The organism is Caldalkalibacillus salinus, from assembly GCF_016745835.1.
Taxonomy (GTDB): domain Bacteria; phylum Bacillota; class Bacilli; order Caldalkalibacillales; family JCM-10596; genus Caldalkalibacillus_A; species Caldalkalibacillus_A salinus.
The window spans coordinates 1-26063 of sequence record NZ_JAERVL010000007.1 but is presented as its reverse complement, the minus strand read 5'-3'; the positions used below and the strand labels follow the sequence as shown (position 1 = coordinate 26063).

The window sequence follows — 26063 nt, the reverse complement described above, 5'->3', positions numbered from 1 at the left end:
GGTAGAGAAAGGGTGGTGAAACAGTGGCTAAAGGGACAAAAGAGATCAAGCGTCGGATCCGCAGTGTACAAAGCACACGCCAAATCACAAAGGCGATGAAAATGGTTGCCGCCGCTAAGTTACGCCGTGCCCAAGAGGGAGCCGAAAGCTCTCGACCTTACTCGGAGAAAATCAAAGAAGTGATCTCTAGTATAGCGGCAGGGACAAAGGATTTTTCCCACCCTATGTTAGAGAGCAGACCCGTTAAAAAAACAGGCTATCTTGTCATTACCTCTGACCGTGGATTAGCAGGAGGCTATAATGCCAATATCCTTAGACTTGTTTCTAATACGATTAAAGAGCGCCATCAATCTAAAGATGAATACATGGTCTTTGTGATCGGGAAGAAGGGTCGAGACTATTTCCGCAAGCGGGATATCCCCGTAGTGAAGGAAGTGACTGGAATAAGTGACAATCCAACGCTTTCTGAAATAAAAGAGATCTCCAGTACGGCGATCAATATGTTCGCTGACGAAACATTTGACGAATTGAAGCTATTTTATAATCAATTTATCAGTGCCATCCAGCAGACGCCTGTAGAAAAGCAATTACTGCCGCTTGCATCAGAGGAAGTCATCACGGAATCAACGACACAGTATGAATTCGAACCTTCTAGTGAAGCGGTGCTCGAAGAGCTTCTGCCAAAGTACGCAGAAACGCTCGTCTATAGTGCGCTTCTAGATGCTAAGGCCAGTGAGTATGGAGCAAGGATGACGGCTATGGGAAGTGCAACAGATAATGCATCTGACATTATCGACTCACTTCAGCTTGAGTTTAACCGTGCTCGACAGGCTGCTATCACACAAGAAATCTCCGAGATCGTTGCTGGTGCGAATGCACAGAGTTAGTCATACAAGGCTATCAATTAAATTGAGATAAAAATTCGACGTAGTGTCACTCACAATAGAAGCACTCAACCGTTCGCAAGGCAGCGGTGGAGAAAGTTTCACTCAGCACAACGATATTCGTTCGCAAAAGAAGACAACTCGACGTAGTGTCACTCACAATAGAAGCACTCAACCGTACGCAAGGCAGCGGTGGAGAAAGTTTCACTCAGCACAACGATATTCGTTCGCAAAAGAAGACAACTCGACGTAGTGTCACTCACAATAGAAGCACTCAACCGGTCGCAAGGCAGCGGGGGAGAAAGTTTCACTAAGCACAACGATATTCGTTCGCAAAAGAAGACAAATCGACGTAGTGTCACTCACAATAGAAGCACTCAACCGTTCGCAAGGCAGCGGTGGAGAAAGTTTCACTCAGCACAACGATATTCGTTCGCAAAAGAAGACAACTCGACGTAGTGTCACTCACAATAGAAGCACTCACCCGTTCGCAAGGCAGCGGTGGAGAAAGTTTCACTCAGCACAACGATATTCGTTCGCAAAAGAAGACAACTCGACGTAGTGTCACTCACAATAGAAGCACTCAACCGTTCGCACGGCAGCGGTGGAGAAAGTTTCACTAAGCACAACGATATTCGATCGCAAAAGAAGACAAATCGACGTAGTGTCACTCACAATAGTAGCACTCAACCGTTCGCAAGGCAGCGGTGGAGAAAGCTTCACTACGCACAACGATATTCGTTCGCAAAAGAGGACAACTCGACGTAGTGTCACTCACAATAGAAGGAGGGAAATTTCATGAGTAAGGGACGCATAGCCCAAATTACGGGCCCAGTTGTAGATATAGAGTTTGAACGTGGCCATCTTCCTGAAATCTACAATGCGATCACGATTCCTCGTGAAGGTCAGGATCCGTTAACTGTTGAAACATCAATACACCTAGGCGACAGTATGGTTCGCTGTGTTGCGATGTCATCGACGGATGGACTTGTCCGTGGAATGGAAGCTGAAGATACGGGTGCGGCCATATCTGTACCAGTCGGAAATGGAACGCTTGGTCGTGTTTTTAACGTACTAGGGAACGCGATTGACGAGCAGGGAGAAGTGAAGACGGATGAGAAGCACCCCATTCATCGTCCTTCACCTCAATTTGAAGATCTATCCACTGCTGATGAAATCTTAGAGACAGGTATTAAGGTTGTAGACCTTCTTGCACCTTACGCAAAGGGGGGTAAGATCGGTCTATTCGGTGGTGCCGGTGTTGGTAAGACCGTTCTTATTCAGGAGCTTATTAATAACATCGCACAAGAACACGGTGGCTTATCCGTTTTCGCGGGCGTTGGAGAACGGACACGTGAAGGGAATGACCTTTACCACGAGATGAGTGATTCCGGGGTTATCTCCAAAACAGCGATGGTATTCGGACAGATGAACGAGCCACCAGGGGCACGTTTACGTGTTGCACTGACAGGTCTAACGATGGCGGAATACTTCCGTGATACAGAAGGCCAGGATGTCCTTCTATTCGTTGATAACATCTTCCGCTTTACACAGGCAGGTTCTGAGGTATCCGCCTTATTAGGACGTATGCCTTCAGCCGTTGGTTACCAGCCAACATTGGCCACTGAGATGGGTCAATTGCAGGAGCGTATTACTTCAACGAAGAAAGGTTCCGTTACATCCATCCAAGCCATCTATGTACCAGCGGATGACTATACTGACCCAGCACCTGCAACAACATTCGCTCACTTAGATGCCACAACGAACTTAGAGCGTAAATTGTCTGAGATGGGGATTTACCCAGCGGTGGACCCACTCGCGTCAACCTCTCGTATTCTCTCTCCAGCAGTTGTAGGAGAAGAGCATTATGAGGTAGCCCGTGGCGTTCAGCAGATCTTACAACGTTATAACGAACTGCAAGATATCATCGCCATCCTAGGTATGGATGAACTCTCTGATGAGGACAAGCTTACAGTTGCACGTGCGCGTAAAATTCAGAAGTTCTTGTCTCAACCGTTCCACGTTGCAGAGCAGTTTACAAACATACCAGGTAAATACGTACCTGTTAAGGAGACTGTCCGTAGCTTCAAGGAGATCCTAGATGGTAAACATGATGATCTTCCAGAAGATGCGTTCTACCTCGTAGGTACGATTGAAGATGCGATTGAAAAAGCGAAGGACATGTAAGGATACCCTAATATTGGGGAGGAATCCAGATGAACACAGTTACAGTTGATATTGTTACACCTGAACGCAAAGTGTATGAAGGGCAAGCGACGATGGTCGTGGCCAGAGGTGCCGACGGAGAAATCGGTGTCCAACCGGGTCATATTCCACTCGTAACGCCATTGAAAATAGGGGCACTAAGAGTGAAGAACGGCGAAAAAGAGGAGTTTATTGCTGTCAGCGGTGGATTTCTAGAAGTTCGCCCTGATAAAGTGACGGTACTTGCTGAAACGGCAGAGTTACCTGATGAGATAGACATCGACCGTGCTAAACTTGCAAAAGAGCGGGCCGAGAAGGAACTATCCAAGCTACAAAAATCGGACATCGAGTACGATTTACAAGAGCAAGCGTTACAGCGTGCCCTAAACCGTTTAAATATCTCTGATCAAGATTAGCCTCTGTTCTTGATGGTACAATTTGATGCTACCCAAGCGATAAGAGACAACAACATATAGCAATACTATATAACGAAAAAACACCTTTGATAGCAACAATGATTGAAGCTTATCGAAGGTGTTTTTATTGTGCGATTAATAACTGTAAGGTTCGCATATATTGTTCTTGTATTTTAAAGTCCCTTTGAGCCTCCTGCACCGTAACAGACTTAAAGCGTACATATTGTCCAGGCTGTAATTGAGCGGCTTTTGGTATGTCAACGGTAGCAAGACAAGCAATTTTGGTGTAGCCACCTGTTGGTTGGCGGTCAGCCATGAGAATAATAGGCTGTCCGTTGGCCGGGACCTGCACGGCACCAAGCGGGATGGCGTCGGACAATATATCGGCACTTTGCTTATGACGCACATGGGGCCCACTCAATCTAATACCCATACGGTCCATTTGAGGGGATACTTCAAACGCTTCATTTAAAAAGGTATGTACCCCTTTTTGCGTAAACGCCTCTTCCTGTGGGCCCATGATAACTTTTAATGTTACCTCACGAGGAAACGAAGGGCGATAAGGAAAAGGAATCGAAAACTTTAAACGGGACTTAAATTGAGTGTGTGGGGCCTGATCGATCTTTTCATAAGGAATGTAGTCTCCTTTTTCAAGTGTGCGTCCTCCCCACCCCCCAATGTTCCCTTTCACATAAGTTGAGCGGCTATGTAACGTAGGCGGTACCTTAAATCCTCCCTTAATGGCAAGGTAGCCTCGACAGCCCTTGTTTGTCGAACCTATATCTAATGTGTCTCCCTCTTCAACCTCGATTGCTCGCCACATGGGCATGGGTCTACCGTTTATAATAGGATGAAAGTCGGCGCCGGTCAGGGCAATCACTGTGGGCTGCGTGAAACGAACCTTAGGCCCTAATACTGTAAACTCAAGGCTTGGGGCATAGGGGGCATTTCCTAGAAGGATATTCCCCAGCTGGTAAGAATAAGTGTCCATAGCACCAGCCACAACCATGCCGGACGCCTGATAGCCATACCGACCATCATCTTGTATGGTGTCAAATAACCCTGGTTTTTCAACAATCATCACTTCCATTGAGCTACAGCCTCCACTCCAATATCTGAAGCCAGCAGTTGCTGCTTTAATTCAGTAACAAAATCCAAAGCGGATGGATGATCACCATGAATGCATATCGTGTCCGCCTGCATCGGGATTTTATAACCATCGACAGAAAGGACTTCTTCACGCTGTACCATGCTAATCACTTGTTGAATCGCTTTGTCTTTGTCTTCAATCATAGCATGAGGTTGCTGGCGTGACGTGAGGCTCCCGTCCTTTTGATACGTCCGGTCAGCAAAGGCTTCTTGCGCGACCCTTAAACCCACTGATTGGCCTGCCCGCACGAGCGCACTCCCAAATAAACCAAACAGTATAAGGCCATCGTCAATGTCATGAACGGCTTTCGCGATAGCTTCAGCGATGTTAGGGTCCTTTGCGGCAGTATTATATAAGGCACCATGCGGTTTAACGTGCTGAAGGGTCCCTCCAAGTGCACGTGTCATCCCATATAGTGCAGATACTTGATACAACACCATGTCGTAAACGTCCTGAGGTGTGGCTTGTAGCGCCCGACGGCCGAACCCCATCAAATCAGGGTAGCCAGGGTGTGCACCGATGGCCACATTTTGCTCGAGTGCTTTATGAACCGTTCGGACCATGACACTCGGATCCCCAGCATGAAAGCCACAAGCAATGTTAGCGGATGTTATCTGAGTGAGGATGTCCTCATCTTGGCCGAGCACATAAACGCCAAAGCTTTCCCCTAAATCACAGTTCAGATCAATTTTCATCACAAAACCTCCCCTATGCCATTAACCAATCCCTATATCATTCACGCATCTGTCTCATCGGATAACGGTTAATGTTGACCTTCCCACCAAGGGCAATATGCTCTTTTAAATCATAAAAACGTTGCTTTGAAATCGGTATGAACCTCACGTAATGGCCGGCCTCAAGTAGAAAAGGATGATCCGCATCTGGATCGTATAGACGTAAAGGCGTTTGACCTATAATTCTCCAACCCCCTGGAGAGTCAATGGAATAAATCCCTGTTTGTTCCCCGGCGATACCGACAGAACCTGCTTCTACATGTGGTCGGGGATTAGCTAATCTCGGGGTTGCAATATGCTGAGACATCCCCCCTAAATAAGGAAAACCAGGACTGAAACCGAGCATATAGATAAAATAAGGAACGGACGTATGGATGTGTATCACATCTTCGACGGACAATTGGTGATGACGAGCGACTTCTATCAAATCTGGTCCGACCTCGGGGTCATACAAGACAGGTATTTCAATCACCTCAGGTTGAATATCCGTTTGATCGTAAGCGTCTGATGAAAGTTCACGAATCATCTGAACGCACGACTCGTAATCCCATCGGGTTGCATCATAATAGATAGCGAGCGTCGTATACCCGGGTACACACTCTAAGATGGGCAACTCATGCCTGTGCTCCAAAGTGTCCTTAAGACGACGAATGTGAACACTGACCCTTTGGCTGATGTGATGACCGAATATAACAGAGACCCCATGATCACCAAGAGGTTTAAACTTAAGATCTAACAATAAGCACCAACTCCATTATCCAAATAGGAAGTCAAGAACACCGAAAGAACGAAGCGCTAATAAAATGGTCACTAATACGATAATCCCACCGATTAAGTTCGTCCAAAAGCGATTAACATACTCCCCAAGTAACGTTTTATTGTTCATGACATACAAGAGGAATATAGCAATGACTGGTAAAAGCAACCCGTTTGCATATTGAGCAAAGAGAATCACTTCGGTGGGGTTATAACCGATTCCTGAAAAAATAACCCCTATTAAGATAATACTACCCCACACCGCTCTAAAGCGAGTAGATTTTAAATTTCTCTCCCAACCTAGTGCTCCAGCCGTAGCGTATGCAGCAGCAAGCGGTGCTGAAATACAAGACGTAATCCCTGCTGAGAGTAAACCTAAAGCAAAGAAGTAAGTGGCCCATGAACCTAATACAGGCTCTAACTGCTTGGCCATTTCTCCTGCATCAGACAGGTCGGTACCTAATGGAAAAGCAACAGCAGCTGTCACGACGATCGCCATTGAAATCAAGCCGCCTAATAGAATGGTAAAAACTGTATCGAATCTTGATTGTTTCAATCCTTCAGGACCATTCCAACGCTCTTGTACAGTTGAGCTGTGTAGAAATAAGTTGTAGGGTACAACGGTTGTCCCAATGAGGGCAATAGCAAACAAAATGGCACCATCAGGAATGGATGGCACAAAAGTTCCGCTTAATATGGCACTAAAATCCGGGCGAATAACAATAGCCGTAATGACAAAGACAATGCTCATCAGAGTCACTAAAACAACAAAAACCTTTTCAATAAACTTATAAGAGCCGAAAAAGAGTAGGAGACCAGCTGTAATGCCAATGATAGGCCCCCACGTATTCACAGACATGCCCGTTATGGCAGCAAGCCCAAGTGCACCACCGAGGATGTTTCCCGTTTCATAAGCTGCACTCCCGATCGTGACAGCCGAAATAATTAATAAGATCGTCAGAACTCTAAGGATCGGATTTTGGAACTGTTCACGGATGGCTTCCCCTAGTTGCTTACGGGCAACGATACCGAGTCTTGAGCTCATTTCCTGCAGGATGATAGTGGCAATAATAGAAAATAACAGGGCCCATAATAGCGTGAATCCGAAACTAGCGCCTGTTCTCGAAGCTGTGGTAACGGTACCTGGCCCAATGAAAGCTGCAGTGACTATCGCAGCAGGACCAATATCCCGTAATTTATCTATAAACCTTCGATTTTCTGTCATGTTTGTTTACCTCCAGTGCGTCATTGTGACTGCCCCTTGAGCAGGGGCAAGAATTCGAGAGAATATCATAACATGGACATTTCTAATAACGCCACTAAAATGTCATTGTAATTGTTACAAAAAAATGATGAATCATACTCATACATCTGAGAAATCGGAATAGTCTTTTTGAAGAAGACAAAATGATGGCCAACATTCTCTAGTTTAACTCTTACAAGATGTTATTATGAGAAGATTATTGGAACAGATCCCGGGGGCATTTTAGAGGAATAGGAAAATAATGGAAGCATGAGGGTGATCATGTCATGTAAAAGAGCGTCGGTACGCCGTTTCATATGTTAGACACAATTATGGACATTTGATATAATTGATAAGGATTCTAAATAGGAAATAACATATTTTTTTAGACACTTGAGAAAGCGTTTTAATACAAGCTATAACAACGCTGGAGGGGATCGGGATGGATCTACTTAACCTTTATCAGAACAACTATCTGGCAGTTGCGGCCTTCCTTATATTAGGTGTCTTTCTACCTGTAGCTGCGCTCACTGTAGGCCGCTTTTTGCGACCACACCGTCCCAGTAACGAGAAACAAACCACTTACGAAAGTGGAATAGACCCAATTGGACATAGTTGGGTCCGTTTCAATGTGCGCTATTATATTATTGCCCTATTATTTGTTATCTTTGACGTAGAAACCGTCTTTTTATACCCATGGGCAGTTGCGTATGAACATCTGGGATTATTTGCTCTTATTGAAATGCTCATTTTTGTCGTTTTATTACTCGTTGGACTCATCTATGCCTGGAAGAAGAAGGTGTTAAAATGGATTTAAAGCTAGAAAGTATGACACCAGAAGAACAAGAAGAAATGCAACGCAATGTATTCTTCACGACTTTAGAACAAGTGAAAGCATGGGCACGAAGTAACTCGATCTGGCCAATGACCTTCGGGTTAGCTTGTTGTGCCATTGAAATGATGGGGACTGGCGCTTCGCATTACGATCTAGATCGTTTTGGTACCATTTTCCGCACGTCACCAAGACACTCAGACTGTATGATTGTGGCCGGTACGGTCACAAAGAAGATGGCCCCGATCCTACGTCGACTCTATGATCAGATGCCCGAACCTAAGTATGTGATTGCGATGGGCGTTTGTGCCACAGCAGGAGGTCCGTATATTAAATCTTACGCCGTCGTAAAAGGGGTCGACCAAATTGTCCCTGTTGATGTATACATACCAGGATGTCCTCCGAATCCTGCAGCACTCATATATGGCATCAATAAACTCCAGCACAAGATCCGTTATGAGGCGAAGACCGGAAAGCGGGTGACGAATCAGTGAGTGAAGAAAACAAAGATCAAAATAAGGACTCACAAAACGAAGAATCTAAAGATCAATCCCGTGGCGAACAATCAGCCCCCACAGCGGAGGAAAAGCGCCTAGCTGCTGAGAAAGCCAAAGCAGCAGCCAAAGCGAAAGCGGCAGCTGCAGCAAAGGCTAAAGCGAAAGCAAAAGCAAAAGCGGCCGCAGCAGCGTAGGCGAAGGCAGCCCGAGAAGAAGGAGAAGATCGCAGCACAGAGGGAGATGACGCTAAGGCAAACGCGGCAGCTGCAGCAAAGGCTAAAGCGAAAGCAAAAGCACAAGCGGCCGCAGCAGCGAAGGCGAAGGCAGCCCGAGAAGAAGGAGAAGATAGCAGCACAGAGGGAGATGACGCTAAGGCAAAAGCGGCAGCTGCAGCAAAGGCTAACGCGAAAGCAAACGCAAAAGCGGCCGCAGCAGCGTAGGCGAAGGCAGCCCGAGAAGAAGGAGAAGATCGCAGCACAGAGGGAGATGACGCTAAGGCAAACGCGGCAGCTGCAGCAAAGGCTAACGCGAAAGCAAACGCAAAAGCGGCCGCAGCAGCGTAGGCGAAGGCAGCCCGAGAAGAAGGAGAAGATCGCAGCACAGAGGGAGATGACGCTAAGGCAAACGCGGCAGCTGCAGCAAAGGCTAACGCGAAAGCAAACGCAAAAGCGGCCGCAGCAGCGACGGCGAAGGCAGCCCGAGAAAAAGGAGAAGATAGCAGCACAGAGGGAGATGACGCCAAGGCAAAGGCGGCAGCTGCAGCAAAGGCTAAAGCGAAAGCAAAAGCGGCCGCAGCAGCGACGGCGAAGGCAGCCCGAGAAAAACGAGAAGATAGCAGCACAGAGGGAGAAGACGCGAAGGCAAAAGCGGCAGCAGCAGCAAAGGCTAAAGCGAAAGCAAACGCGGCCGCAGCAGCGAAGGCGACGGCAGCCCGAGAAAAAGGAGAAGAGAGCACCGAGGGAGACGACGCCAAGGCAAACGCGGCAGCTGCAGCAAAGGCTAAAGCCAACGCAAAAGCGGCCGCAGCAGCGACGGCGAAGGCAGCCCGAGAAAAACGAGAAGATAGCAGCACAGAGGGAGAAGACGCGAAGGCAAAAGCGGCAGCAGCAGCAAAGGCTAAAGCGAAAGCAAACGCGGCCGCAGCAGCGAAGGCGACGGCAGCCCGAGAAAAAGGAGAAGATAGCAGCACAGAGGGAGATGACGACAAGGCGAAAGCGGCAGCTGCAGCAAAGGCTAAAGCGAAAGCAAAAGCGGCCGCAGCAGCGAAGGCGACGGCAGCCCGAGAAAAAGGAGAAGATCGCAGCACAGAGGGAGATGACGACAAGGCTAACGCGGCAGCTGCAGCAAAGGCTAAAGCGAAAGCAAACGCGGCCGCAGCAGCGAAGGCGAAGGCAGCCCGAGAAAAAGGAGAAGACAGCACAGAGGGAGACGACGCCAAGGCAAAAGCGGCAGCCATAGCCAAAGCGAAGGCGGCAGCTGCAGCTAAAGCAAAGCGAGCCAAAGGTGATCAGGAGGAGGAAAAACCTCAAGAGCCTTCCAAGAACCAGCCCGTTCTTGATCAGTACGTGAAGGTCATAGAGGACAATATAGGTAAGCAAGTCATTTCGGAATCCTATATTAATGAACTGGCCAAAGACGTTCCAACGCTTGTGATAGAAGGAGAACACTGGTCAGAAGTGGCTCAGTTTCTAAAGCATAATGAACAGCTTTCATTCGACTATTTATCTGAATTACACGGCAGCGACTTTGAAGACCATATGGAAGTCTACTATTATTTCTATTCATACAAAGCCAAGCATGCCCTTGCAGTGAAGGTGCGTATAGATCGAGATCATCCAACGATTCCTTCCGTGACACCTATTTGGGCCGGAGCGAATTGGCCTGAGCGTGAAGCGTATGACCTGCTCGGAATTCACTTTGAAGGCCATCCGAACCTCACTCGCATTTTACTAACGGATGACTGGGTGGGGTATCCTCTACGCAAAGATTACGAACAATTTGACGAGGAGGTGTAGAGGAATGATCAGAACAGAAGAAATGCTACTGAATGTGGGTCCTCAACACCCGAGTACACACGGTGTTTTCCGCGTGGTGCTCAAAATAGATGGAGAAATTATCAAAGAGGCCACTCCCGTCATTGGCTATTTACATCGTGGGACGGAAAAGCTGGCTGAAGACTTGAATTATACGCAAATTATTCCGTATACAGATCGTATGGACTATTTGTCCGCTATGACAGGGAATTATGTTATTTGTCATGCCGTAGAGACGATGATGGGTACAGACATTCCAGAACGTGCGGAGTATCTTAGAGTGATTGCCATGGAATTAAGTCGAGTGGCCAGTCATTTAGTTTGGTTTGGCACATATTTATTAGATATTGGTGCGATGAGTCCCTTTCTGTATGCATTCCGAGAGAGAGAAATGATCATTAACCTGATCAATGAGCTCTGCGGTGCGAGGCTAACATTTAACTACATGCGCGTAGGCGGTGTGAAGTGGGATGCACCTGAGGGATGGATTGAGAAGGTTCAGGATTTCATCCCGTATATGAGAGAACAGTTAGAAGGATATCATGACCTCGTAACAGGTAACGAGATCTTTCTCACACGGGTCAAAGACGTGGGTACATATGACGCTGATTTTGCCGTTCAACACTCCTTAAGTGGCGCCAATCTACGGTGTACAGGGGTCAAGTGGGATTTGCGTAAGGATGAACCTTATTCTATTTATGATCGCTTTGATTTTGATGTCCCTACTGAGACTTCAGGGGATGCTTATGGACGATATTTAGTGCGTATGGAAGAAATTCGCCAATCACTAAGGATACTAGAGCAAGCCATTGAACAGTTTCCTGAAGGTGGCAAGATCATGGGTAAAGTGCCTAGAATCATTAAACCGCCAGCTGGTGAGACCTACGTAAGAATAGAATCTCCTAGAGGAGAAATAGGTTGCTATATTCATAGTAAAGGCAAACCACAGCCCTATCGCTTAAAGTTCCGCCGCCCCTCCTTCTATAACCTCCAGGCGTTACCGCAATTGTTACAGGGGCAAAATATTGCCAATCTTATTACTATACTAGGCGGCATCGACATTGTGCTTGGGGAGGTTGATGGCTAAATGATAGAAGAGTTACTGTACGCCACTCCGTCGTGGTTAAACTTCCTCACCTTTCTAGGTCTAGCAGCTGCTGTCTTGGGTATTGTGCTAGGTTTTGTCACGTTCGCCATTCTAGCAGAACGTAAGGTGATCGGCTTTATGCAAGTCAGAACGGGTCCAAACAGAGTCGGTGGACCTTTTGGCTTGCTTCAGACCGTAGCGGACGTTTTAAAATTACTCTTAAAAGAAGACGTCATCCCCAAGAAAGCGGATCGAACGTTGTTTATCATGGCACCCGTCATCGCCTTTGTGCCGTCTTTTATGGTTATCGTGGTCATTCCCTTTACGGATAGACTCTACTTTTCTGATATAGGGATCGGACTCTTGTATTATATCGCTATATCTGGATTGACGACGTTTGGTGTCATCATGGGGGGCTGGGCTTCTAATAACAAGTATGCGCTACTTGGGGGGATGCGTGCTGTTGCGCAGATGATCTCATATGAAATCCCGCTTGTCATGTCTGTGATCGGGATCATCTTAATCTCCGGTAGCCTTAATCTCATCACGATTGTTGATGCCCAAGCGGACTATGCTTGGTTTATCTTATTGCAGCCGTTGGCGTTCGTGATATTCCTTATCGCCTCTGTTGCTGAGCTCAACCGTACCCCATTTGATTTACCGGAGGCCGAATCAGAGCTTGTCGCAGGCTATCATGTGGAATATAGTGGGTTTCGTTTTGCTTTCTTCATGTTAGCAGAGTATGTCTACCTGTTTGCGATGGCTTCACTGATGACCGTCTTGTTCTTAGGTGGCTGGCATCCCCCGTTTGCATTACCTATCCTGAGTGCCATTCCGGGTGTGGTGTGGTTCTTACTCAAATTTTCTATGGTCGTATTCTTCATGTTTTGGATACGCGCTTCGTTTCCACGTTTACGGGCAGACCATCTCATGGAGTTCGGCTGGAAAGTATTATTACCTTTGGCCTTAGCGAATGTTTTTATCACAGCAATTCTAAAAGAACTATTCTTCTAAAAAAGGAAGTGATCCTATGCTAGGATTAGTCAAAGGGTTAGGGTTCACCCTCAAAAACTTAGCAAAAAAGAAAGTGACCTATTCATATCCAGACGAGCCAATGGAAATGCCCGACCGTTTTCGCGGTATCCAGCATTTCTATCCAGAGAAGTGTATCGTATGTAACCAATGTGCGGCCGTTTGTCCTACGGATTGTATCCAACTCACAGGCAAACCACACCCTGACCCGAATAATAAGAAAAAGATAATTGATACGTATGACATTAATTTTGAAATCTGCATTTTATGCGATTTGTGTACAGAAGTCTGCCCGACAGAAGCGATCGTGATGTCCAATAACTTTGAGTTATCAACTTACAGTCGTGATGAACTGTTCAAAGACCTTGAATGGTTACATGAAAATACTGAGAGCACAAGAGAGGTGAACAAACCGTGACCGGTGAATTGGTAGCGTTCTTTGTTCTCGCTCTCTTCACGCTAGGTGGAGCAGTACTTATGATGAATTTGACAAAGGTTGTGCATATGGTTGTGGCCCTTGCTTTTACATTTATAGGTATTGCGGGTATTTACATCCTGTTGCATGCTGAGTTTATCGCTTTTGCCCAAGTCTTAATCTACGGTGGGGCCGTCTCCATTATTATGTTGTTCGGTATCATGCTGACCAAACATGATGACCAAGACGAAGCGAGACATTCAAAGCACAAGTTATTCGTCGGTGTGGGGGTAGCTATCTTTTTTGTCATTACGCTCCGAGTGGTCAATACCATTAACTGGCAGCCACAAGCCACTGAACTGTATCAAGACAACACACAGAATATTGGAATCCAACTATTCACTAAATATGTCATCCCTTTTGAACTCACATCCGTTGTCTTACTTGTAGCCTTAGTTGGTGCAATTATATTAGCTAGGCGAGACCCTGAAGTCAAAGAAGGTGAAACCCATGACTAGCATACCTTTAGGGACGTATTTAAGTGTGGCCGCTATATTGTTCAGTATTGGCCTATACGGTGCCCTCACTAAGCGCAATGCTGTTATTGTCCTCATCTGTATTGAGTTAATGTTGAATGCAGTAAACATTAACCTCGTGGCTTTTGCCAAATTAGGGTTATATCCAGATATCACTGGCCAAGTCTTTACTGTATTCACCATTTCAGTTGCTGCGGCTGAGGTAGCAGTAGGATTAGCGATACTCATAGCTTTATACCGCAACAGAACAACAGTGAATGTTGATGAAATGAACTTGTTGAAGCGATAGGAGGTAAGAAGAATGATGGAAAATGCCTGGCTTATACCTCTCTTTCCGCTTATCGCCTTTATCCTGCTTGTTGCCTTCGGTCGACAGCTGAAGGAAGGCTCAGCGTGGTTAGGGATTACCTTTATGGTAGGGTCATTCCTTTTGGCGACAATGACTTTAATAGAGAGGTTACGTATTGAAGAGAATCCAAGTGTCCTCATGGATTGGTTAGCAATAGGCGATCGCTTGGTCACCATGGGTTTTGAAGTGACACCTTTAAACGCTTTAATGTTGTTTATCGTTACCCTCGTGAGCTTGCTTGTTCATGTGTACGCACGAGGATATATGGAAGGCGACGACCGAATTTCCGTCTTTTATGCTTATCTTGCATTGTTCACCTTTTCAATGCTCGGTCTCGTTTTATCCCCTAACTTATTACAAATATATATCTTTTGGGAATTAGTGGGTGTCTGCTCCTTTTTACTCGTGGGCTTCTACTTCTATAAACCGGAAGCACGAGCGGCGGCCAAAAAAGCCTTTATCATGACTAGAATTGGGGATATTGGGCTTTTAGTCGGTATTATTTTATTGTTCTGGCAGGTCGGGAGCTTTGACCTTTCCGTTGTTTTTGCTGCCTTAGAGGCCAATCAACTTGAAGGTGGATTCATCACGCTGGTGTCCATTCTGATATTCGTAGGCGCGATTGGAAAGTCGGGACAGTTTCCCTTACATACTTGGTTACCAGACGCAATGGAAGGACCGACACCTGTCAGTGCGTTGATCCATGCTGCAACAATGGTAGCGGCTGGTGTTTACCTCGTCGCGTTGTTATTTCCTTTATTCGCAGCGTCGCCTGTGGCTCTTGATGTAGTGGCTTATGTGGGCGCCTTTACAGCTATCTTTGCCGCTTCAATCGGACTTGTGCAGAACGACGTGAAAAGGGTGTTGGCCTATTCGACAGTGTCTCAGCTCGGCTTTATGATGTTAGCACTAGGTGCGGCGGGATATGTTGCCGGTGTCTTTCATCTCATGACACATGCTTTTTTCAAAGCCTTACTCTTCCTGGCCGCGGGAAGCGTCATCCACGCTGTGCATACGCAGGATATCAGAGATATGGGCGGTTTATACAAACGCATGAAGATCACGTGGCCATTGTTTCTTGTTGGCTGCTTAGCCATCGCAGGCATTCCGCCATTTGCAGGTTTTTTCTCTAAAGAAGAGATACTGCTTGCCGTTTGGGCAGACGGACGCTACGGACTGTTTGCAGTGGCCGTAATCGCAGCGTTTTTCACCGCTTTTTATATGTTCAGGCTGTTCTTCCTTGTATTTAGAGGGGAATCTAGGCTACAAAAAATAAACAAAGCAAAAGAGTCCCCAGTGGTGATGACTTTACCAATGGTGGTACTCGGGGTTTTGGCTGTCATATCTGGTTTTGCTCATACACATTGGTTTGGCACCTATCTAGGACAATGGCTCGTGACCGGACCGGCGCCAAATTACGGGATGCCGGCTGAAGGACCCGGTTGGATCATGTTTTTAGCTATCGCTGTGGCGCTAGGTGGCATTGGATTAGCTTACCTGATGTACGCAAAGAAAACGGTACAACCGAAGGCAATAGCAGAGGCAACAACCCCCCTCTATCAGACGTTATACCACAAGTATTACATTGATGAAGCGTATCATTACACGTTTACACGAGGGTTGCAGGGCTTCGGTCTTATCCTAAAATTCTTCGATAAATACATTGTCGAGGGAATCGTCAACAGTGTATCAGCTCTCATTAATGGACTAGGGCAGTGGGGTGCACGATTACAAAACGGTCAAGTGCAGACGTACGGGTTCACTGTTGTTCTAGGATTGATCCTACTCATTATTGCATTTATAGTCACTGGGGGTGCAGCAGGCTTATGATGACTTTTATTGAAGATCATTTACTATCACTTATTGCGTTCTCCCCTTTACTTGGCATTTTAGTGCTTGCCTTGGTTCAAAAACAAAAAGCGGGTTTGATGAAAGCGATTGCTATTGTCATCACACTGATCCCATTGAGCTTGTCGTTGTATCTTTTCGGTGCCTTTGACTTTAATGATCAAGGTTACCAGTTCGAGGAAGAGGTCAGTTGGATTGAACTACAAATGCCGTCTATGGAACAGCAAAGCTTACAAATCAACTATGAGTTAGGAGTAGACGGCTTGTCCGTATCACTCATCCTACTGACAGCGGTGGTAGGGACACTCTCTGCTGTGGCTTCCATTTATATCAAAAAACGGTGGAAAGCGTACTTCATTCTGTTTTTCCTATTACAGGTCGGAATGTTTGGTGTGTTCATGGCCAAGAACCTGTTTCTATTCTTCATTTTCTTTGAGCTCACCATTATCCCAATGTTCTTCTTGATCGCCATATGGGGATACCTGAATAGAGAAAGTGCGGCCAACACGTTTCTCATATATAACGGTATAGGCTCCGCGGTTATGCTCATCGCATTTGTCGCCCTGTTCGCAATCACGGACACGTTAAATATACCTGCATTAGAGGTGATGGTGAGTCAACTTACCTCTCAAAGTGTGAGTGGGTGGCCATACGCGATCCCACCGGGAGATGTCATCTTTTTCATTTTTGTCGCTTTGCTCTTTGCATTTGCAGTGAAGCTTCCGATCTTTCCGCTTCATTCGTGGATGTTGAAGGTGCATGTGGAGGCGCCTCCGGCTATTGTCATGATTCACTCAGGGATCTTACTAAAATTAGGCGCATATGGTTTAATCCGCTTGGGGATTGGCGTCTTCCCAGAACAGTTTGAACGTGTGGCCTATATCCTGGCCATATTAGGTGTGGTTAACATCCTGTATGGAGCTGTGCTGGCTTTTGTACAAAACGATTTGAAAAAGGTGCTAGCTTATTCATCCGTTTCACATATGGGGATCGTCTTATTAGGTATCGCCGCTTTAAACTATTCGGGTCTACAGGGGGCCATATTTCAGGTGATTTCACACGGCCTCATCTCATCACTGCTCTTCTTTATCATCGGCGTGATTTATGAGCGAACTGAGACGTCCATGATCAGTGATTTAGGGGGCCTAGCCAAAAATATGCCTTTTGTTTGTGGCGTCTTTCTCGCTGGGGCCATGGCCAATTTAGGCTTGCCTGGTATGAGCGGCTTTATCAGTGAATTCCTATCGTTCCTCGGCCTGTTTAATACCTACCCAGTCGTGGCTGCTATTGGTGTCTTAGGGATTATTCTAACGGCCGTTTACCTGCTACGAGCCGTTCTGAATACCACCTTTGGGCCGGCAAAAGAAGAGTGGGCACACCTGAGTGATGCCAGAGGATTTGAAGTTGTTCCGATGGCGATATTACTAGGCTTTATTGTGCTTATCGGGGTTTACCCAAGCGTTCTTAGTGAAACCTTGGATCTTTCTATACAAATATTTCTAGCAAGGATAGGGGGGTAACAAATGGATTTAGAAACTTTACTCAGTTATCCTTGGGGGATCATGATGCCAGAATTTATCATCCTTGGTGTTGCCACATTTTTGTCGTTATTAGACTTATTCCTCAAGGATAAAGTGGATCGGAAAATCATCGCATGGCTCGGCTTAGCGGGTATCGGTGTTGCCCTCCTCTTTGTAATCAAAAATATAAATGAACCGATTCAGCATATTTTATATGAGACTTTTCGGTTAGACGGGTTCGCCATTGGTTTTAAATTGATATTCCTTGTGGGTGCAGCGCTCGTCTTCCTATTGTCACTGGATTACATTAAAAAGAAAGACACGCCTCACGAAGCAGAGTACTATTACTTAATTTTGACTGCAGTGTTGGGAGCCATGATTTTGGCTTCTTCAGCCGATATGATTACCATGTTTATCGGTCTAGAACTGTTGTCCTTATCCACCTATATCTTAGTTGGCATGAGAAAGAAACGGTTACAGTCAAACGAATCAGCTTTTAAATACGTTGTCAACGGTGGGATCGCAACTGCTATAACGTTATACGGTTTGTCTTTTGTCTATGGACTTACGGGCACGACGAACTTATACGTCGTTGCTGAGCGCTTGCCTATTGCTTTGCAACAAGGTTACGATCTCGTCATCTTTTTTGCCTTTTTCCTAACGTTTGTCGGTTTGGCTTTCAAGATCGCCGTCATTCCGTTTCATATGTGGACGCCTGATGTCTACCAGGGGGCCCCAACGCCCATTACAGCGTTCTTGTCCGTGGTCTCAAAAGCAGCAGGCTTTGCCTTTATTTTGCGCTTTTTCCTGATCAGCTTTAATATATATGACCCAGCGAGTGGTCAGATTATGGTTTTTTCTCAGACGACAGTATTTATCGGCATCATTGCTGCGATTACCATTATAGTAGGTAATGTGATTGCACTCAGACAGACCAATGTGAAGCGTATGTTTGCTTATTCCAGTGTGGCACAGGCCGGTTACATTCTCGTTCCTTTTGCCGTCTTTAGTCCGTATATGCTAGACATGATGTTGTTTTATCTCGTGGCCTACCTTTTTATGAACATCGGTGCTTTTGCGATTATACAGGCCGTGTCTCAAGACACAGGAACAGAAGAATTGTCTGGTTTCGCTGGTTTGTATCATCGTTCGCCTTTTCAAGCTGTGACGATGTCCATCTTTCTCATTTCTTTGGCTGGCCTTCCAGTTACAGCCGGGTTCTTTGGTAAGTTTTATATCTTTCTAGGATCCTTGGATGCAGGAAACTGGTGGCTGGCGACCGTCATGGTTCTTGGAAGCGTCATTTCCTACTATTATTATTTCGGGGTTATACGTCAAATGTATCTCCGAGCGGGGAGTGAGACGTCACTTAATACAACGTACGGTATTGGAACGGTGATCGTGTTATGCACGTTTGGGACACTATTATTGGGTGTGTTTCCTTCCTATGCGCTTGATTTCTTTGCCTCCAACTTCAATATTTATGATATTTTCCGCTAGTGCTTGTCAATCGGGTATGAATATCATATGATAAAGATTAGTCCTAACTCTTTAGAGTTAGGACTTTTGTATGAACTGTCATCTAAAATGGAGAAGTCCATTTAAAGGAAATTGAAAAATTTTGTCGAAATCGGTAAAATGATGATGAGGGGATGTACCTATGGAAGAATCAATGGCTTCAATCGGGTTCACGGCACTGTTAAATATGGTGCTCACCATCGTGTTAATCGTCGTAAGTTGGTGGGCTTTACAAACGGTAAGATTTGACCTCTTCCTCACAAGTGTAAGTAATGCCCAAGCAAAAATTCTACATGTGCTTTTGGCCGTATGGATCGGCCATGGTGTGGCACAGTTCTTTATTGCTTACATAGATTGGACATCACGATTAGGATACATATTTTAGGTCAATAAGTGTCGAGAATAGTTATAATTTCACAAGTATGCCTCACTCCCGGGCTGGAGAAACTGGGAATATAAACATTTGGGAGTGAGGAGATTATGGTTAAGAGCAAGGGTGAAATCATAGCGGGAATAGCCATTATTTTTTGTTTATTTCTTTATCCAACGATAGCGCAATGGACAAGTATGCCGCATATAATGACAGTAGCGCAGACCATGGATACAAGTCATCCTGAATATGAAGGTTCTCCAGAGGATGAGGACAATCTGTTAGGGACAGTCGATGTTGTACAGCAAGTAGACAGCATGATTAATCTTCATCATGACCTTCACTTGACTGATTGGAAAGTGGTTTGGAGAGGCAGTACGGATACGGAAACTGTCACACAATTAGAGCAAGCATTACAGGCGACAGACTCCTCGTTTACCTTGGATAAAGAGGAACAGTTGACACATCAAGAGCATCCAGAGCAAATAACTGAACTGAAAAGCTGGGAAAAAGAAGTCAACGGTACGACCCATAAAATTAATTTAATCAACGACCCCCAAAAAAGTCATCATCAGACGAAAATTATTTACACTTGGTCTAGTTCTGACCGTGTTACGGTCATGGATCAAGCATGGGCCGAAGAGTATGTTGAACTGGAGCAATGGTTCCAGTCATTTATTCAAGAGCCTGAACAATTTATCACTTGGCATGCACAATCAACGAATGCTTTTTTTAGGCAAGCTATCGAGCAAAATATATTCGGTCAGTGGATGACAGAATGGCAAGGGTATGAAAAACAAATTGTGACGGATGAGAACTTTCTAAGTCAAACAGGATATATTCCAACATGGGAGAATCGTGTTCAAATGACTGACGATAGTCAATTCAATATACAAATGTCTGCACGTCAAAACACATTAGAAGATCAAACGTTTGTCACGATAGGTTATCCGCTGATCCTACAGGAACATTAACGAGAACATGAGGCGGAGGGGAATCCATTGGATAAAATTATTGTCCATGGTGGCCGGCAGTTATCGGGTAAAATAAAAGTAAGTGGTGCAAAAAATGCTGTTTTACCTGTAATTGCTGCATCCATATTAGGATCAAAAGGAACAAGTGTAATAGAAGAAGTTCCAGCGCTTGATGATGTTTTTACCATCATCGAGGTTTTGCGCTATCTCAATATTAAAGCGTCGTATCAGGATGGAAACTTAACCATCAATGCGTCCGAAGATGTTTCCACAGAAGCTCCTTATGAGTATGTGCGTAAGATGCGTGCGTCTGTACTTGTGATGGGTTCCCTTTTAGCACGAGAGGGAAGAGCAAAAGTGGCTTTACCAGGCGGTTGTGCCATCGGTTCACGTCCCATAGACCAGCACCTCAAAGGCTTCGAAGCCCTTGGTGGAGAAGTCACAGTCGGCAACGGCTTTGTTGAAGTGAAAAGAAAAGGACGTCTCAAAGGGGCAAAAGTGTATCTCGACATTCCGAGTGTCGGTGCCACTGAAAACATTATGATGGCTGCAACCTTAGCAGAGGGTACAACGGTCATTGAAAATGCGGCTGAGGAACCTGAAATTGTAGATTTAGCGAATTACCTCAACGCTATGGGTTCTAACGTAAGAGGTGCAGGCACTGGTACGATTAGAATCGAGGGTGTCCAGGAACTGTGTGGGACGCGTCATGCCGTTATACCGGATAGAATAGAAGCTGGCACTTATATGATCGCTGCAGCGATGACGAAGAGCAAACTCCAGGTGGATGGGGCAATTTCTCAACATCTATACCCACTTGTCGCTAAACTGACCGAGATGGGCGTTGACGTTCAAGAATTAGAGGACGGCATTACCGTTGATGGGCGTAACCGAAAGCTCAAATCAGTTGATGTTAAAACGTTACCTTATCCTGGTTTCCCTACAGATTTACAAGCTCAAATGATGGCGCTGTTGTGCGTCTCGAATGACGCAGGTGTCATTACAGAGACGGTATTTGAAAACCGTTTTATGCACGTTGAAGAATTCAAACGCATGAACGCCAGCATCAAGATTGAGGGGCGCTCAGCTTTTGTCAAAGGGAACACCACGTTCAAAGGAGCGAAAGTTTCTGCAACGGATCTTCGTGCGGGTGCAGCGCTCATATTAGCCGGATTAGTAGCAGAAGGCCAAACAGAAATAGGGGCCGTGCATCACATAGATCGCGGGTATGACAACATCGTACACAAATTGGTTAAAGTCGGTGCACAGCTCGATCGCATGAATGAAGCAGGAGAAATTGTAGATGAGAAAGTCAACAGTATCAATATGTCCCAAGCGTCATTCGCTTAATCTTATTTAAAAGCAAAGTTTCATAAAAACGCTTAGGCCCTCCGTTAACGGTGGGCCTATTTTTTGAGGTCGCATCTCTTAAATGGACATGAGCGGATGTGAAAGATACTTTTAAGTTTTTCAACTAATGGGCGAACTTTGTAACAAGAAGGGCTGGATGCAGATTCTGTTGGAATATATTCGATACATAGTTAACATCGTTGTCTAATGAAAAACCTATTAAAACAAATGGAGGAGTATGGTGAGGGGCATAAAGTTTCAAAAAAAGAGTTATAGATTATGTAACTATATCATCGAGAGTGACAACTTGAAGCTGATGTCGTAGGTTGTTCTCACGTTTGGGTAACATCTATTAAAACGGTTCCTGAAAGAATTAAACCAGATCCTCCGGTCGAGTATGCCATATATACAAGAAACAAATTTATCAACCCGCAATATTTACGACATTGTTAGGAATGGAGATTCTAACGTAATCACTATTCCATATATAAGTCCCTACAATTGTTTGTTCCTTCCCTTTATCAAAAAAATAGGATGATCCTTCTTGTCGAGTAAATGTCCAACCTTCCTTTTCTAAGCGTTCCTTCAAAAGTTTTTGAACATCTGTGCTACGTGTTATATCGGTTAGGTAAATTCTATGTCCTTCAGGTGTTACCTCTATTGGTACGATTCGTTTATCGGTTGTATTCAATGTATGCATCGGGATGAGATAGTCATGATCGGTTTTATCTAAAGAGAGTATCAACTTAAGATTCCCAGGTCCAATATCATTGATAAAAGAGAGCATTATTGCCATAACGAGTATAAATACACCGGATAAACTAAAAAAAGCGATTTTCCAAGGGTTTTTCATCACTGATAACCACTCCTAGTATTTGTATAACGAGGAAAATATTCTACTATTCAAGAATAACATATAAGTGTTTTAGTAACAAAAAAAGACGTTTAAAGGAGAAATAAATACTTATTAACTTATTGTCTTTGAAAAATAAAGTCCAAGACTGGGTTTTGGTGTTAATACAAATGAAACAAAACAGTATATTTTAAATTTTGTGGTGAAGAGCCAGAACAACTTAGCGACATGGATATTAGTCGTCATGAGATGAACGTTCGCCTGTTTGAACTTGAAGCCGCTCACGAAGCAGATTTAGATTAATACCTGTTTTACTTGGAATCTATCATATTCACGCCACGGGTGTCATAGGATGGGAACATACAGGGTTGTCCGTTCTAAATGACATCATATCTATAGGAGTGAATAAACCATGATTCGACCGATCACTTTTCTCGCGTCCGTTCTAGTCCTTTGTCTACTGATCGTACCCGCTGTTATTGTACAATTCATGCCCAAAGGCGCTGGACAAGTTCAAGAGCAACAACATGTTCCCCTAGCCATTGCTAAACAGGGGAATGCGCCTGTTATTATGGTGTCCGTGTATAGAACAGAAACAGGTGACATTGAAAAAGTCCCACTTGAAGCGTACATTCGTGGGGTAGTGGCGTCCGAAATGCCCACAGATTTTGAGCTCGAAGCATTAAAAGCGCAAGCGTTAGCCGCTCGAACGTATATTATCCGGCGTTTAGTGGAGAAAGACTTCTCAGATGTACCGGAGGGGTCTGTGGTCACAGACACGATAAAGCACCAAGTATTTCAAAATGAAGAGGAACTTCGAGCACGTTGGGGGATTGAATATGAGCGAAAAATTAGCCGTATTAACGAAGCCGTAAACGCCACGATGGGGCTGGTGCTCACATTTCAAGGACACCCGATCAATGCAACATTTTTCTCAACCAGTAATGGCTACACGGAGAACTCTGAAGACTATTGGGGTGCAGAAATCCCTTATCTTAGAAGTGTCGAAAGCCCTTGGGATACCGAATCTCCTCACTATAAGAACGAAACCACAATGAGCATAGAAGCATTACAAGACAAGCTGAACACGACTATAAGTGTACCCGCTAGTTCAGATCAGCCGGTTATGGAAGTGGTCTCCAGAACGGCAGGGAACAGAGTAAGTGAAGTGGCCATCGGAGATCAGACGTTCACAGGTAAAGAAATAAGAGAGTTACTAGAACTAGACTCTTCTCATTTTGACATATCCATCGTCAATCAATCAGCTGTCATACAGACCACAGGATATGGCCATGGGGTAGGTATGAGCCAGTGGGGGGCAAACGGTATGGCCGCTGAGGGGCATACGGCCGAGGAAATTGTGCAGTACTACTATGAGAATATTGCCATTGAAGATTATAGGCAATGGATCGCTTCCAATCAAAACACAGAAAACGAATAGAAACAGGGCGTTTTTTATGGATAAAGACGCCTTGTTTGGGCATAATAAATTTTTACCTCAGCATGTATAAAGTCTATGAAACTGGCAAGAATGGTTGCTGAGGTGATGAAAATGAAAGATGAACAAAACAAACAGCATCCTGAAGAAGTAAAAACCACTTCCTCAGGATGGAAAAAGATGTTGCGCAGAAAATGGTTCTTCCCAGCCGTTTACCTAGCAGCTGCAGCCCTTATCCTTGCTCTTATCACATGGTATCAGAACCCCAATGACTATGCCATTGATAGTGAAGAGCTAGGATTTGAGGATAGCGTAGACTATGAAGCGGGTCAGGAAGAAGATGTAGACCAAGTCTATCAAGGTGATGAAGACGCCGTACCGGTTGCGTCTGAGCAAGAAGAGATGATCTGGCCGGTGGCACAGGATGAGGAAGTACAAGTCGTGCTTAATTTCTATGAAGACGATGCGTCTGAAGAGGAGCAAAGCAATGCGATGGTAGAGTATGATCGCACGTACTATCCTAGCCAAGGCATCAGTATTTCCAGATCTGATGAAGAAAGCTTTGATGTGATTGCCGCTCTATCAGGCACCGTCGTTGCAGCAGACAAAGACCCCCTTGTCGGTCATTATGTAGAGGTTGAGCATGATAACGGGCTCGTCACTGTCTATCAAAGCCTTGAAGATCTACAAGTCGCCGAGGGTGACGAAGTACACCAAGGAGACCTGCTTGGTTCTGCAGGGCGTAACGTATTTCATCAAGATTTAGGTATCCACGTTCACTTTGAAGTGAGAGAAGATGGCGTGGCGGTTAACCCAGATGAATATCTATCTCAAGCTGAATAAGTCATACTTGCACAGCGTTCTGTGAACGCAAATAGGTAAAAGCCAGCTCCAATGAGGGCTGGCTTTTCTTTTTAAATTACTGACTCTCTTTGTATATTTTCCATTCATCTTTTGAATACACTTCTATAATATGACCTTTATCATTGATAAATTTAATTGTTTCACCATTATTATGATATTTCGTAATCGATAACTCAATCTTGACTTTCTCAATCTCTGGATGAGTATCTAAAAAGTAGTAAGTCTTACTCGTTTTATCGTAACCATCTCTTACTTCTTCAGCCACCATGGAGTATTTTTTTGAGGACTCTAGTTGCTGTGCTAATTTCATTTGTTCGTAAGTGATTGTTAAAAACTCTTCGGTGGTTACGATTTTAGTTTCAGTTACAACTTCTTTGTTACGGTCTAATAAATACTTATTAAATTGCGCTATTATTGTAGGGGAAAAAACCATTATTACGATTAACAGAAAAAGAATCAAGATTATAAAAACACTTTTTTTATTCTTCCACATAACTGTTTACCGCTCCCCTGTTAAGTTTCACAATCCATCATATCATAAGAACTTCTTATATATGGAAAGTTAAATGAGGATTCGTCAGTGGAAAAATACAAGGAATCAACAGACCACATTGGTTTTTGATTCCTTGTATTATACACTGGATTATAAAAGTAGGCCACACTTATTATTTATAAATTATAGGAGGAATTGAACGTGAAGTCATTTTTTTATATCGGTTTAGCAATGGCATTAATTATGACATGCATCTTGTTAACAGGTCCATTTAATTTATACTATTACTTTAATGCTGAAGAAATTGTGAAAGAAAAGTCTATTTTTTTTATGAGTGAAGAAGATATGTTTGAATCGACCTTTGTAGAAAAGGTAGAAAACATAACAAATGTAGAATATATAGGAGATAAAACTTTTATTATTACTACACGAAATGAAAATGGTGAAACTCGTGAATTCGTGTGGAGAATCCTTTCGAGTGGAGAGCAAGTGATTTACAAGCATGTTATCACTATGTAGAAACACAAAAGTGGAAGTGCTGAAGCATATCCAAGGTGTTTATAAAGAATTGTAGACTCAAAAAGGAGATATTTTGGAACTAAGATTCGAAACTAAAAAATAGTTTTGTTCCAACAATCAATATAGCAGAAGATCAAATCCATACGT

Annotated in this window: 27 protein-coding genes and 2 pseudogenes; 23 read left to right on the top strand and 6 right to left on the bottom strand. The window is 44.6% G+C overall.

What is annotated here, in order from left to right:
• The first annotated feature begins 23 nt into the window (after positions 1 to 23).
• The 5 genes from atpG to JKM87_RS07440 all read left to right on the top strand — a co-directional run bounded on the left by atpG (position 24) and on the right by JKM87_RS07440 (position 3505).
• A complete protein-coding gene (gene atpG / locus JKM87_RS07460) occupies positions 24 to 887 on the top strand; it encodes an ATP synthase F1 subunit gamma (protein ID WP_202079627.1) in 864 nt (287 codons plus the stop codon).
• A gap of 86 nt (positions 888 to 973) precedes the next feature.
• Positions 974 to 1198 carry a hypothetical protein gene (locus tag JKM87_RS07455; RefSeq protein ID WP_202079625.1) on the top strand — a complete coding sequence of 75 codons (225 nt, stop codon included), beginning with the start codon at positions 974 to 976 and terminating at the stop codon, positions 1196 to 1198.
• An 84-nt stretch (positions 1199 to 1282) separates the two neighbouring features.
• Positions 1283 to 1507 carry a hypothetical protein gene (locus tag JKM87_RS07450; RefSeq protein ID WP_202079623.1) on the top strand — a complete coding sequence of 75 codons (225 nt, stop codon included), beginning with the start codon at positions 1283 to 1285 and terminating at the stop codon, positions 1505 to 1507.
• Between the two features lie 175 nt (positions 1508 to 1682).
• A complete protein-coding gene (atpD, locus tag JKM87_RS07445; RefSeq protein WP_202079621.1) occupies positions 1683 to 3071 on the top strand; it encodes a F0F1 ATP synthase subunit beta in 1389 nt (462 codons plus the stop codon).
• Positions 3072 to 3100: 29 nt separating this feature from the next.
• Entirely contained in the window at positions 3101 to 3505 is a 405-nt protein-coding gene (locus JKM87_RS07440) for a F0F1 ATP synthase subunit epsilon (protein WP_202079619.1), read from the top strand.
• Between the two features lie 124 nt (positions 3506 to 3629).
• On the opposite strand, the gene JKM87_RS07435 is transcribed toward JKM87_RS07440, so the two are convergent.
• Genes JKM87_RS07435 through JKM87_RS07420 form a run of 4 tightly spaced genes read right to left on the bottom strand, consistent with a single transcriptional unit; the run spans position 3630 to position 7370 of the window.
• A complete protein-coding gene (locus tag JKM87_RS07435; RefSeq protein WP_202079617.1) occupies positions 3630 to 4595 on the bottom strand; it encodes a 5-oxoprolinase subunit C family protein in 966 nt (321 codons plus the stop codon).
• Complete coding sequence (locus JKM87_RS07430) at positions 4586 to 5353, bottom strand: 5-oxoprolinase subunit PxpA (protein ID WP_202079615.1); 768 nt, start codon at positions 5351 to 5353, stop codon at positions 4586 to 4588. Before JKM87_RS07430 ends, JKM87_RS07435 begins: the two co-directional genes overlap by 10 nt.
• Positions 5354 to 5387: 34 nt before the next feature.
• Positions 5388 to 6128 carry a 5-oxoprolinase subunit PxpB gene (gene pxpB, locus JKM87_RS07425; RefSeq protein WP_202079613.1) on the bottom strand — a complete coding sequence of 247 codons (741 nt, stop codon included), beginning with the start codon at positions 6126 to 6128 and terminating at the stop codon, positions 5388 to 5390.
• 15 nt (positions 6129 to 6143) lie between these two features.
• Positions 6144 to 7370 carry an Nramp family divalent metal transporter gene (locus JKM87_RS07420; protein WP_202079611.1) on the bottom strand — a complete coding sequence of 409 codons (1227 nt, stop codon included), beginning with the start codon at positions 7368 to 7370 and terminating at the stop codon, positions 6144 to 6146.
• A 460-nt stretch (positions 7371 to 7830) separates the two neighbouring features.
• Between JKM87_RS07420 and JKM87_RS07415 the strand changes: the two genes are divergently transcribed.
• The 15 genes and pseudogenes from JKM87_RS07415 (at position 7831) to murA (ending at position 21749) form a co-directional block, all read left to right on the top strand.
• Entirely contained in the window at positions 7831 to 8205 is a 375-nt protein-coding gene (locus JKM87_RS07415; protein ID WP_202079609.1) for an NADH-quinone oxidoreductase subunit A, read from the top strand.
• Positions 8196 to 8714 carry a NuoB/complex I 20 kDa subunit family protein gene (locus JKM87_RS07410; RefSeq protein WP_202079607.1) on the top strand — a complete coding sequence of 173 codons (519 nt, stop codon included), beginning with the start codon at positions 8196 to 8198 and terminating at the stop codon, positions 8712 to 8714. The genes JKM87_RS07415 and JKM87_RS07410 overlap by 10 nt, the downstream gene beginning before the upstream one ends.
• A pseudogene (locus JKM87_RS18290) lies at positions 8711 to 9154 on the top strand (hypothetical protein); the annotation flags it as partial. The gene JKM87_RS07410 and the pseudogene JKM87_RS18290, both read left to right, overlap by 4 nt.
• A gap of 576 nt (positions 9155 to 9730) precedes the next feature.
• A pseudogene (locus JKM87_RS18250) lies at positions 9731 to 10732 on the top strand (NADH-quinone oxidoreductase subunit C); the annotation flags it as partial.
• Positions 10733 to 10736: 4 nt separating this feature from the next.
• Positions 10737 to 11837: an NADH-quinone oxidoreductase subunit D gene (locus JKM87_RS07395; protein WP_202079602.1), complete on the top strand. Its 1101-nt coding sequence runs from the start codon at positions 10737 to 10739 to the stop codon at positions 11835 to 11837.
• On the top strand, positions 11838 to 12851 hold the full coding sequence (gene nuoH / locus JKM87_RS07390; RefSeq protein ID WP_202079600.1) for an NADH-quinone oxidoreductase subunit NuoH: 1014 nt from the start codon (positions 11838 to 11840) through the stop codon (positions 12849 to 12851). It abuts the gene before it with no gap.
• 16 nt (positions 12852 to 12867) lie between these two features.
• Positions 12868 to 13287 carry an NADH-quinone oxidoreductase subunit NuoI gene (gene nuoI / locus JKM87_RS07385; RefSeq protein WP_202079598.1) on the top strand — a complete coding sequence of 140 codons (420 nt, stop codon included), beginning with the start codon at positions 12868 to 12870 and terminating at the stop codon, positions 13285 to 13287.
• Positions 13284 to 13802 carry an NADH-quinone oxidoreductase subunit J gene (locus JKM87_RS07380; protein WP_202079596.1) on the top strand — a complete coding sequence of 173 codons (519 nt, stop codon included), beginning with the start codon at positions 13284 to 13286 and terminating at the stop codon, positions 13800 to 13802. The genes nuoI and JKM87_RS07380 overlap by 4 nt, the downstream gene beginning before the upstream one ends.
• Positions 13795 to 14109, top strand: a complete 315-nt coding sequence (gene nuoK / locus JKM87_RS07375; protein ID WP_202079594.1) for an NADH-quinone oxidoreductase subunit NuoK — start codon at positions 13795 to 13797, stop codon at positions 14107 to 14109. Before JKM87_RS07380 ends, nuoK begins: the two co-directional genes overlap by 8 nt.
• A gap of 12 nt (positions 14110 to 14121) precedes the next feature.
• Positions 14122 to 15999: an NADH-quinone oxidoreductase subunit L gene (gene nuoL / locus JKM87_RS07370; protein WP_202079592.1), complete on the top strand. Its 1878-nt coding sequence runs from the start codon at positions 14122 to 14124 to the stop codon at positions 15997 to 15999.
• Entirely contained in the window at positions 15996 to 17537 is a 1542-nt protein-coding gene (locus tag JKM87_RS07365; protein ID WP_236838679.1) for a complex I subunit 4 family protein, read from the top strand. The genes nuoL and JKM87_RS07365 overlap by 4 nt, the downstream gene beginning before the upstream one ends.
• Before the next feature lie 3 nt (positions 17538 to 17540).
• On the top strand, positions 17541 to 19037 hold the full coding sequence (nuoN, locus tag JKM87_RS07360) for an NADH-quinone oxidoreductase subunit NuoN (protein ID WP_202079589.1): 1497 nt from the start codon (positions 17541 to 17543) through the stop codon (positions 19035 to 19037).
• A gap of 160 nt (positions 19038 to 19197) precedes the next feature.
• Positions 19198 to 19440 (top strand): DUF1146 domain-containing protein, encoded by a 243-nt coding sequence (locus JKM87_RS07355; RefSeq protein WP_202079587.1) that lies wholly within the window; start codon positions 19198 to 19200, stop codon positions 19438 to 19440.
• 95 nt (positions 19441 to 19535) lie between these two features.
• The gene (locus JKM87_RS07350) at positions 19536 to 20399 is read left to right on the top strand and encodes a YwmB family TATA-box binding protein (protein ID WP_202079585.1); all 864 of its coding nucleotides are present in this window, start codon (positions 19536 to 19538) and stop codon (positions 20397 to 20399) included.
• 27 nt (positions 20400 to 20426) lie between these two features.
• Positions 20427 to 21749 carry a UDP-N-acetylglucosamine 1-carboxyvinyltransferase gene (gene murA, locus JKM87_RS07345; protein WP_202079583.1) on the top strand — a complete coding sequence of 441 codons (1323 nt, stop codon included), beginning with the start codon at positions 20427 to 20429 and terminating at the stop codon, positions 21747 to 21749.
• 424 nt (positions 21750 to 22173) lie between these two features.
• Here murA and JKM87_RS07340 read toward each other — a convergent pair whose 3' ends face one another.
• Entirely contained in the window at positions 22174 to 22605 is a 432-nt protein-coding gene (locus JKM87_RS07340; protein WP_202079581.1) for a hypothetical protein, read from the bottom strand.
• A gap of 409 nt (positions 22606 to 23014) precedes the next feature.
• Here JKM87_RS07340 and spoIID point away from each other — a divergent pair, with 409 nt between their 5' ends.
• Both spoIID and JKM87_RS07330 read left to right on the top strand, forming a co-directional pair.
• Entirely contained in the window at positions 23015 to 24043 is a 1029-nt protein-coding gene (gene spoIID, locus JKM87_RS07335; protein ID WP_202079579.1) for a stage II sporulation protein D, read from the top strand.
• 105 nt (positions 24044 to 24148) lie between these two features.
• A complete protein-coding gene (locus JKM87_RS07330; protein WP_202079577.1) occupies positions 24149 to 24883 on the top strand; it encodes a stage II sporulation protein SpoIIQ in 735 nt (244 codons plus the stop codon).
• 76 nt (positions 24884 to 24959) lie between these two features.
• Here JKM87_RS07330 and JKM87_RS07325 read toward each other — a convergent pair whose 3' ends face one another.
• Positions 24960 to 25397, bottom strand: coding sequence for a hypothetical protein (locus tag JKM87_RS07325; RefSeq protein ID WP_202079574.1), 438 nt, complete (start codon positions 25395 to 25397; stop codon positions 24960 to 24962).
• A 201-nt stretch (positions 25398 to 25598) separates the two neighbouring features.
• Here JKM87_RS07325 and JKM87_RS07320 point away from each other — a divergent pair, with 201 nt between their 5' ends.
• Positions 25599 to 25916, top strand: a complete 318-nt coding sequence (locus JKM87_RS07320) for a hypothetical protein (protein WP_202079572.1) — start codon at positions 25599 to 25601, stop codon at positions 25914 to 25916.
• The last annotated feature ends 147 nt before the right edge of the window (positions 25917 to 26063 follow it).

Excerpts from the sequence above, each read along its gene's own strand:
- JKM87_RS07420 (WP_202079611.1), bottom strand. The coding sequence starts at position 7,370 with ATGACAGAAAATCGAAGGTTTATAGATAAATTACGGGATATTGGTCCT.
- nuoN (WP_202079589.1), top strand. The coding sequence starts at position 17,541 with ATGGATTTAGAAACTTTACTCAGTTATCCTTGGGGGATCATGATGCCA.
- atpD (WP_202079621.1), top strand. The coding sequence starts at position 1,683 with ATGAGTAAGGGACGCATAGCCCAAATTACGGGCCCAGTTGTAGATATA.
- spoIID (WP_202079579.1), top strand. The coding sequence starts at position 23,015 with ATGATTCGACCGATCACTTTTCTCGCGTCCGTTCTAGTCCTTTGTCTA.
- JKM87_RS07365 (WP_236838679.1), top strand. The coding sequence starts at position 15,996 with ATGATGACTTTTATTGAAGATCATTTACTATCACTTATTGCGTTCTCC.
- nuoL (WP_202079592.1), top strand. The coding sequence starts at position 14,122 with ATGATGGAAAATGCCTGGCTTATACCTCTCTTTCCGCTTATCGCCTTT.
- JKM87_RS07435 (WP_202079617.1), bottom strand. The coding sequence starts at position 4,595 with ATGGAAGTGATGATTGTTGAAAAACCAGGGTTATTTGACACCATACAA.
- JKM87_RS07355 (WP_202079587.1), top strand. The coding sequence starts at position 19,198 with ATGGAAGAATCAATGGCTTCAATCGGGTTCACGGCACTGTTAAATATG.
- JKM87_RS07330 (WP_202079577.1), top strand. The coding sequence starts at position 24,149 with ATGAAAATGAAAGATGAACAAAACAAACAGCATCCTGAAGAAGTAAAA.
- nuoK (WP_202079594.1), top strand. The coding sequence starts at position 13,795 with ATGACTAGCATACCTTTAGGGACGTATTTAAGTGTGGCCGCTATATTG.
- JKM87_RS07395 (WP_202079602.1), top strand. The coding sequence starts at position 10,737 with ATGATCAGAACAGAAGAAATGCTACTGAATGTGGGTCCTCAACACCCG.
- JKM87_RS07325 (WP_202079574.1), bottom strand. The coding sequence starts at position 25,397 with ATGTGGAAGAATAAAAAAAGTGTTTTTATAATCTTGATTCTTTTTCTG.
- JKM87_RS07410 (WP_202079607.1), top strand. The coding sequence starts at position 8,196 with ATGGATTTAAAGCTAGAAAGTATGACACCAGAAGAACAAGAAGAAATG.
- JKM87_RS07350 (WP_202079585.1), top strand. The coding sequence starts at position 19,536 with ATGGTTAAGAGCAAGGGTGAAATCATAGCGGGAATAGCCATTATTTTT.
- JKM87_RS07415 (WP_202079609.1), top strand. The coding sequence starts at position 7,831 with ATGGATCTACTTAACCTTTATCAGAACAACTATCTGGCAGTTGCGGCC.
- nuoI (WP_202079598.1), top strand. The coding sequence starts at position 12,868 with ATGCTAGGATTAGTCAAAGGGTTAGGGTTCACCCTCAAAAACTTAGCA.
- nuoH (WP_202079600.1), top strand. The coding sequence starts at position 11,838 with ATGATAGAAGAGTTACTGTACGCCACTCCGTCGTGGTTAAACTTCCTC.
- JKM87_RS07440 (WP_202079619.1), top strand. The coding sequence starts at position 3,101 with ATGAACACAGTTACAGTTGATATTGTTACACCTGAACGCAAAGTGTAT.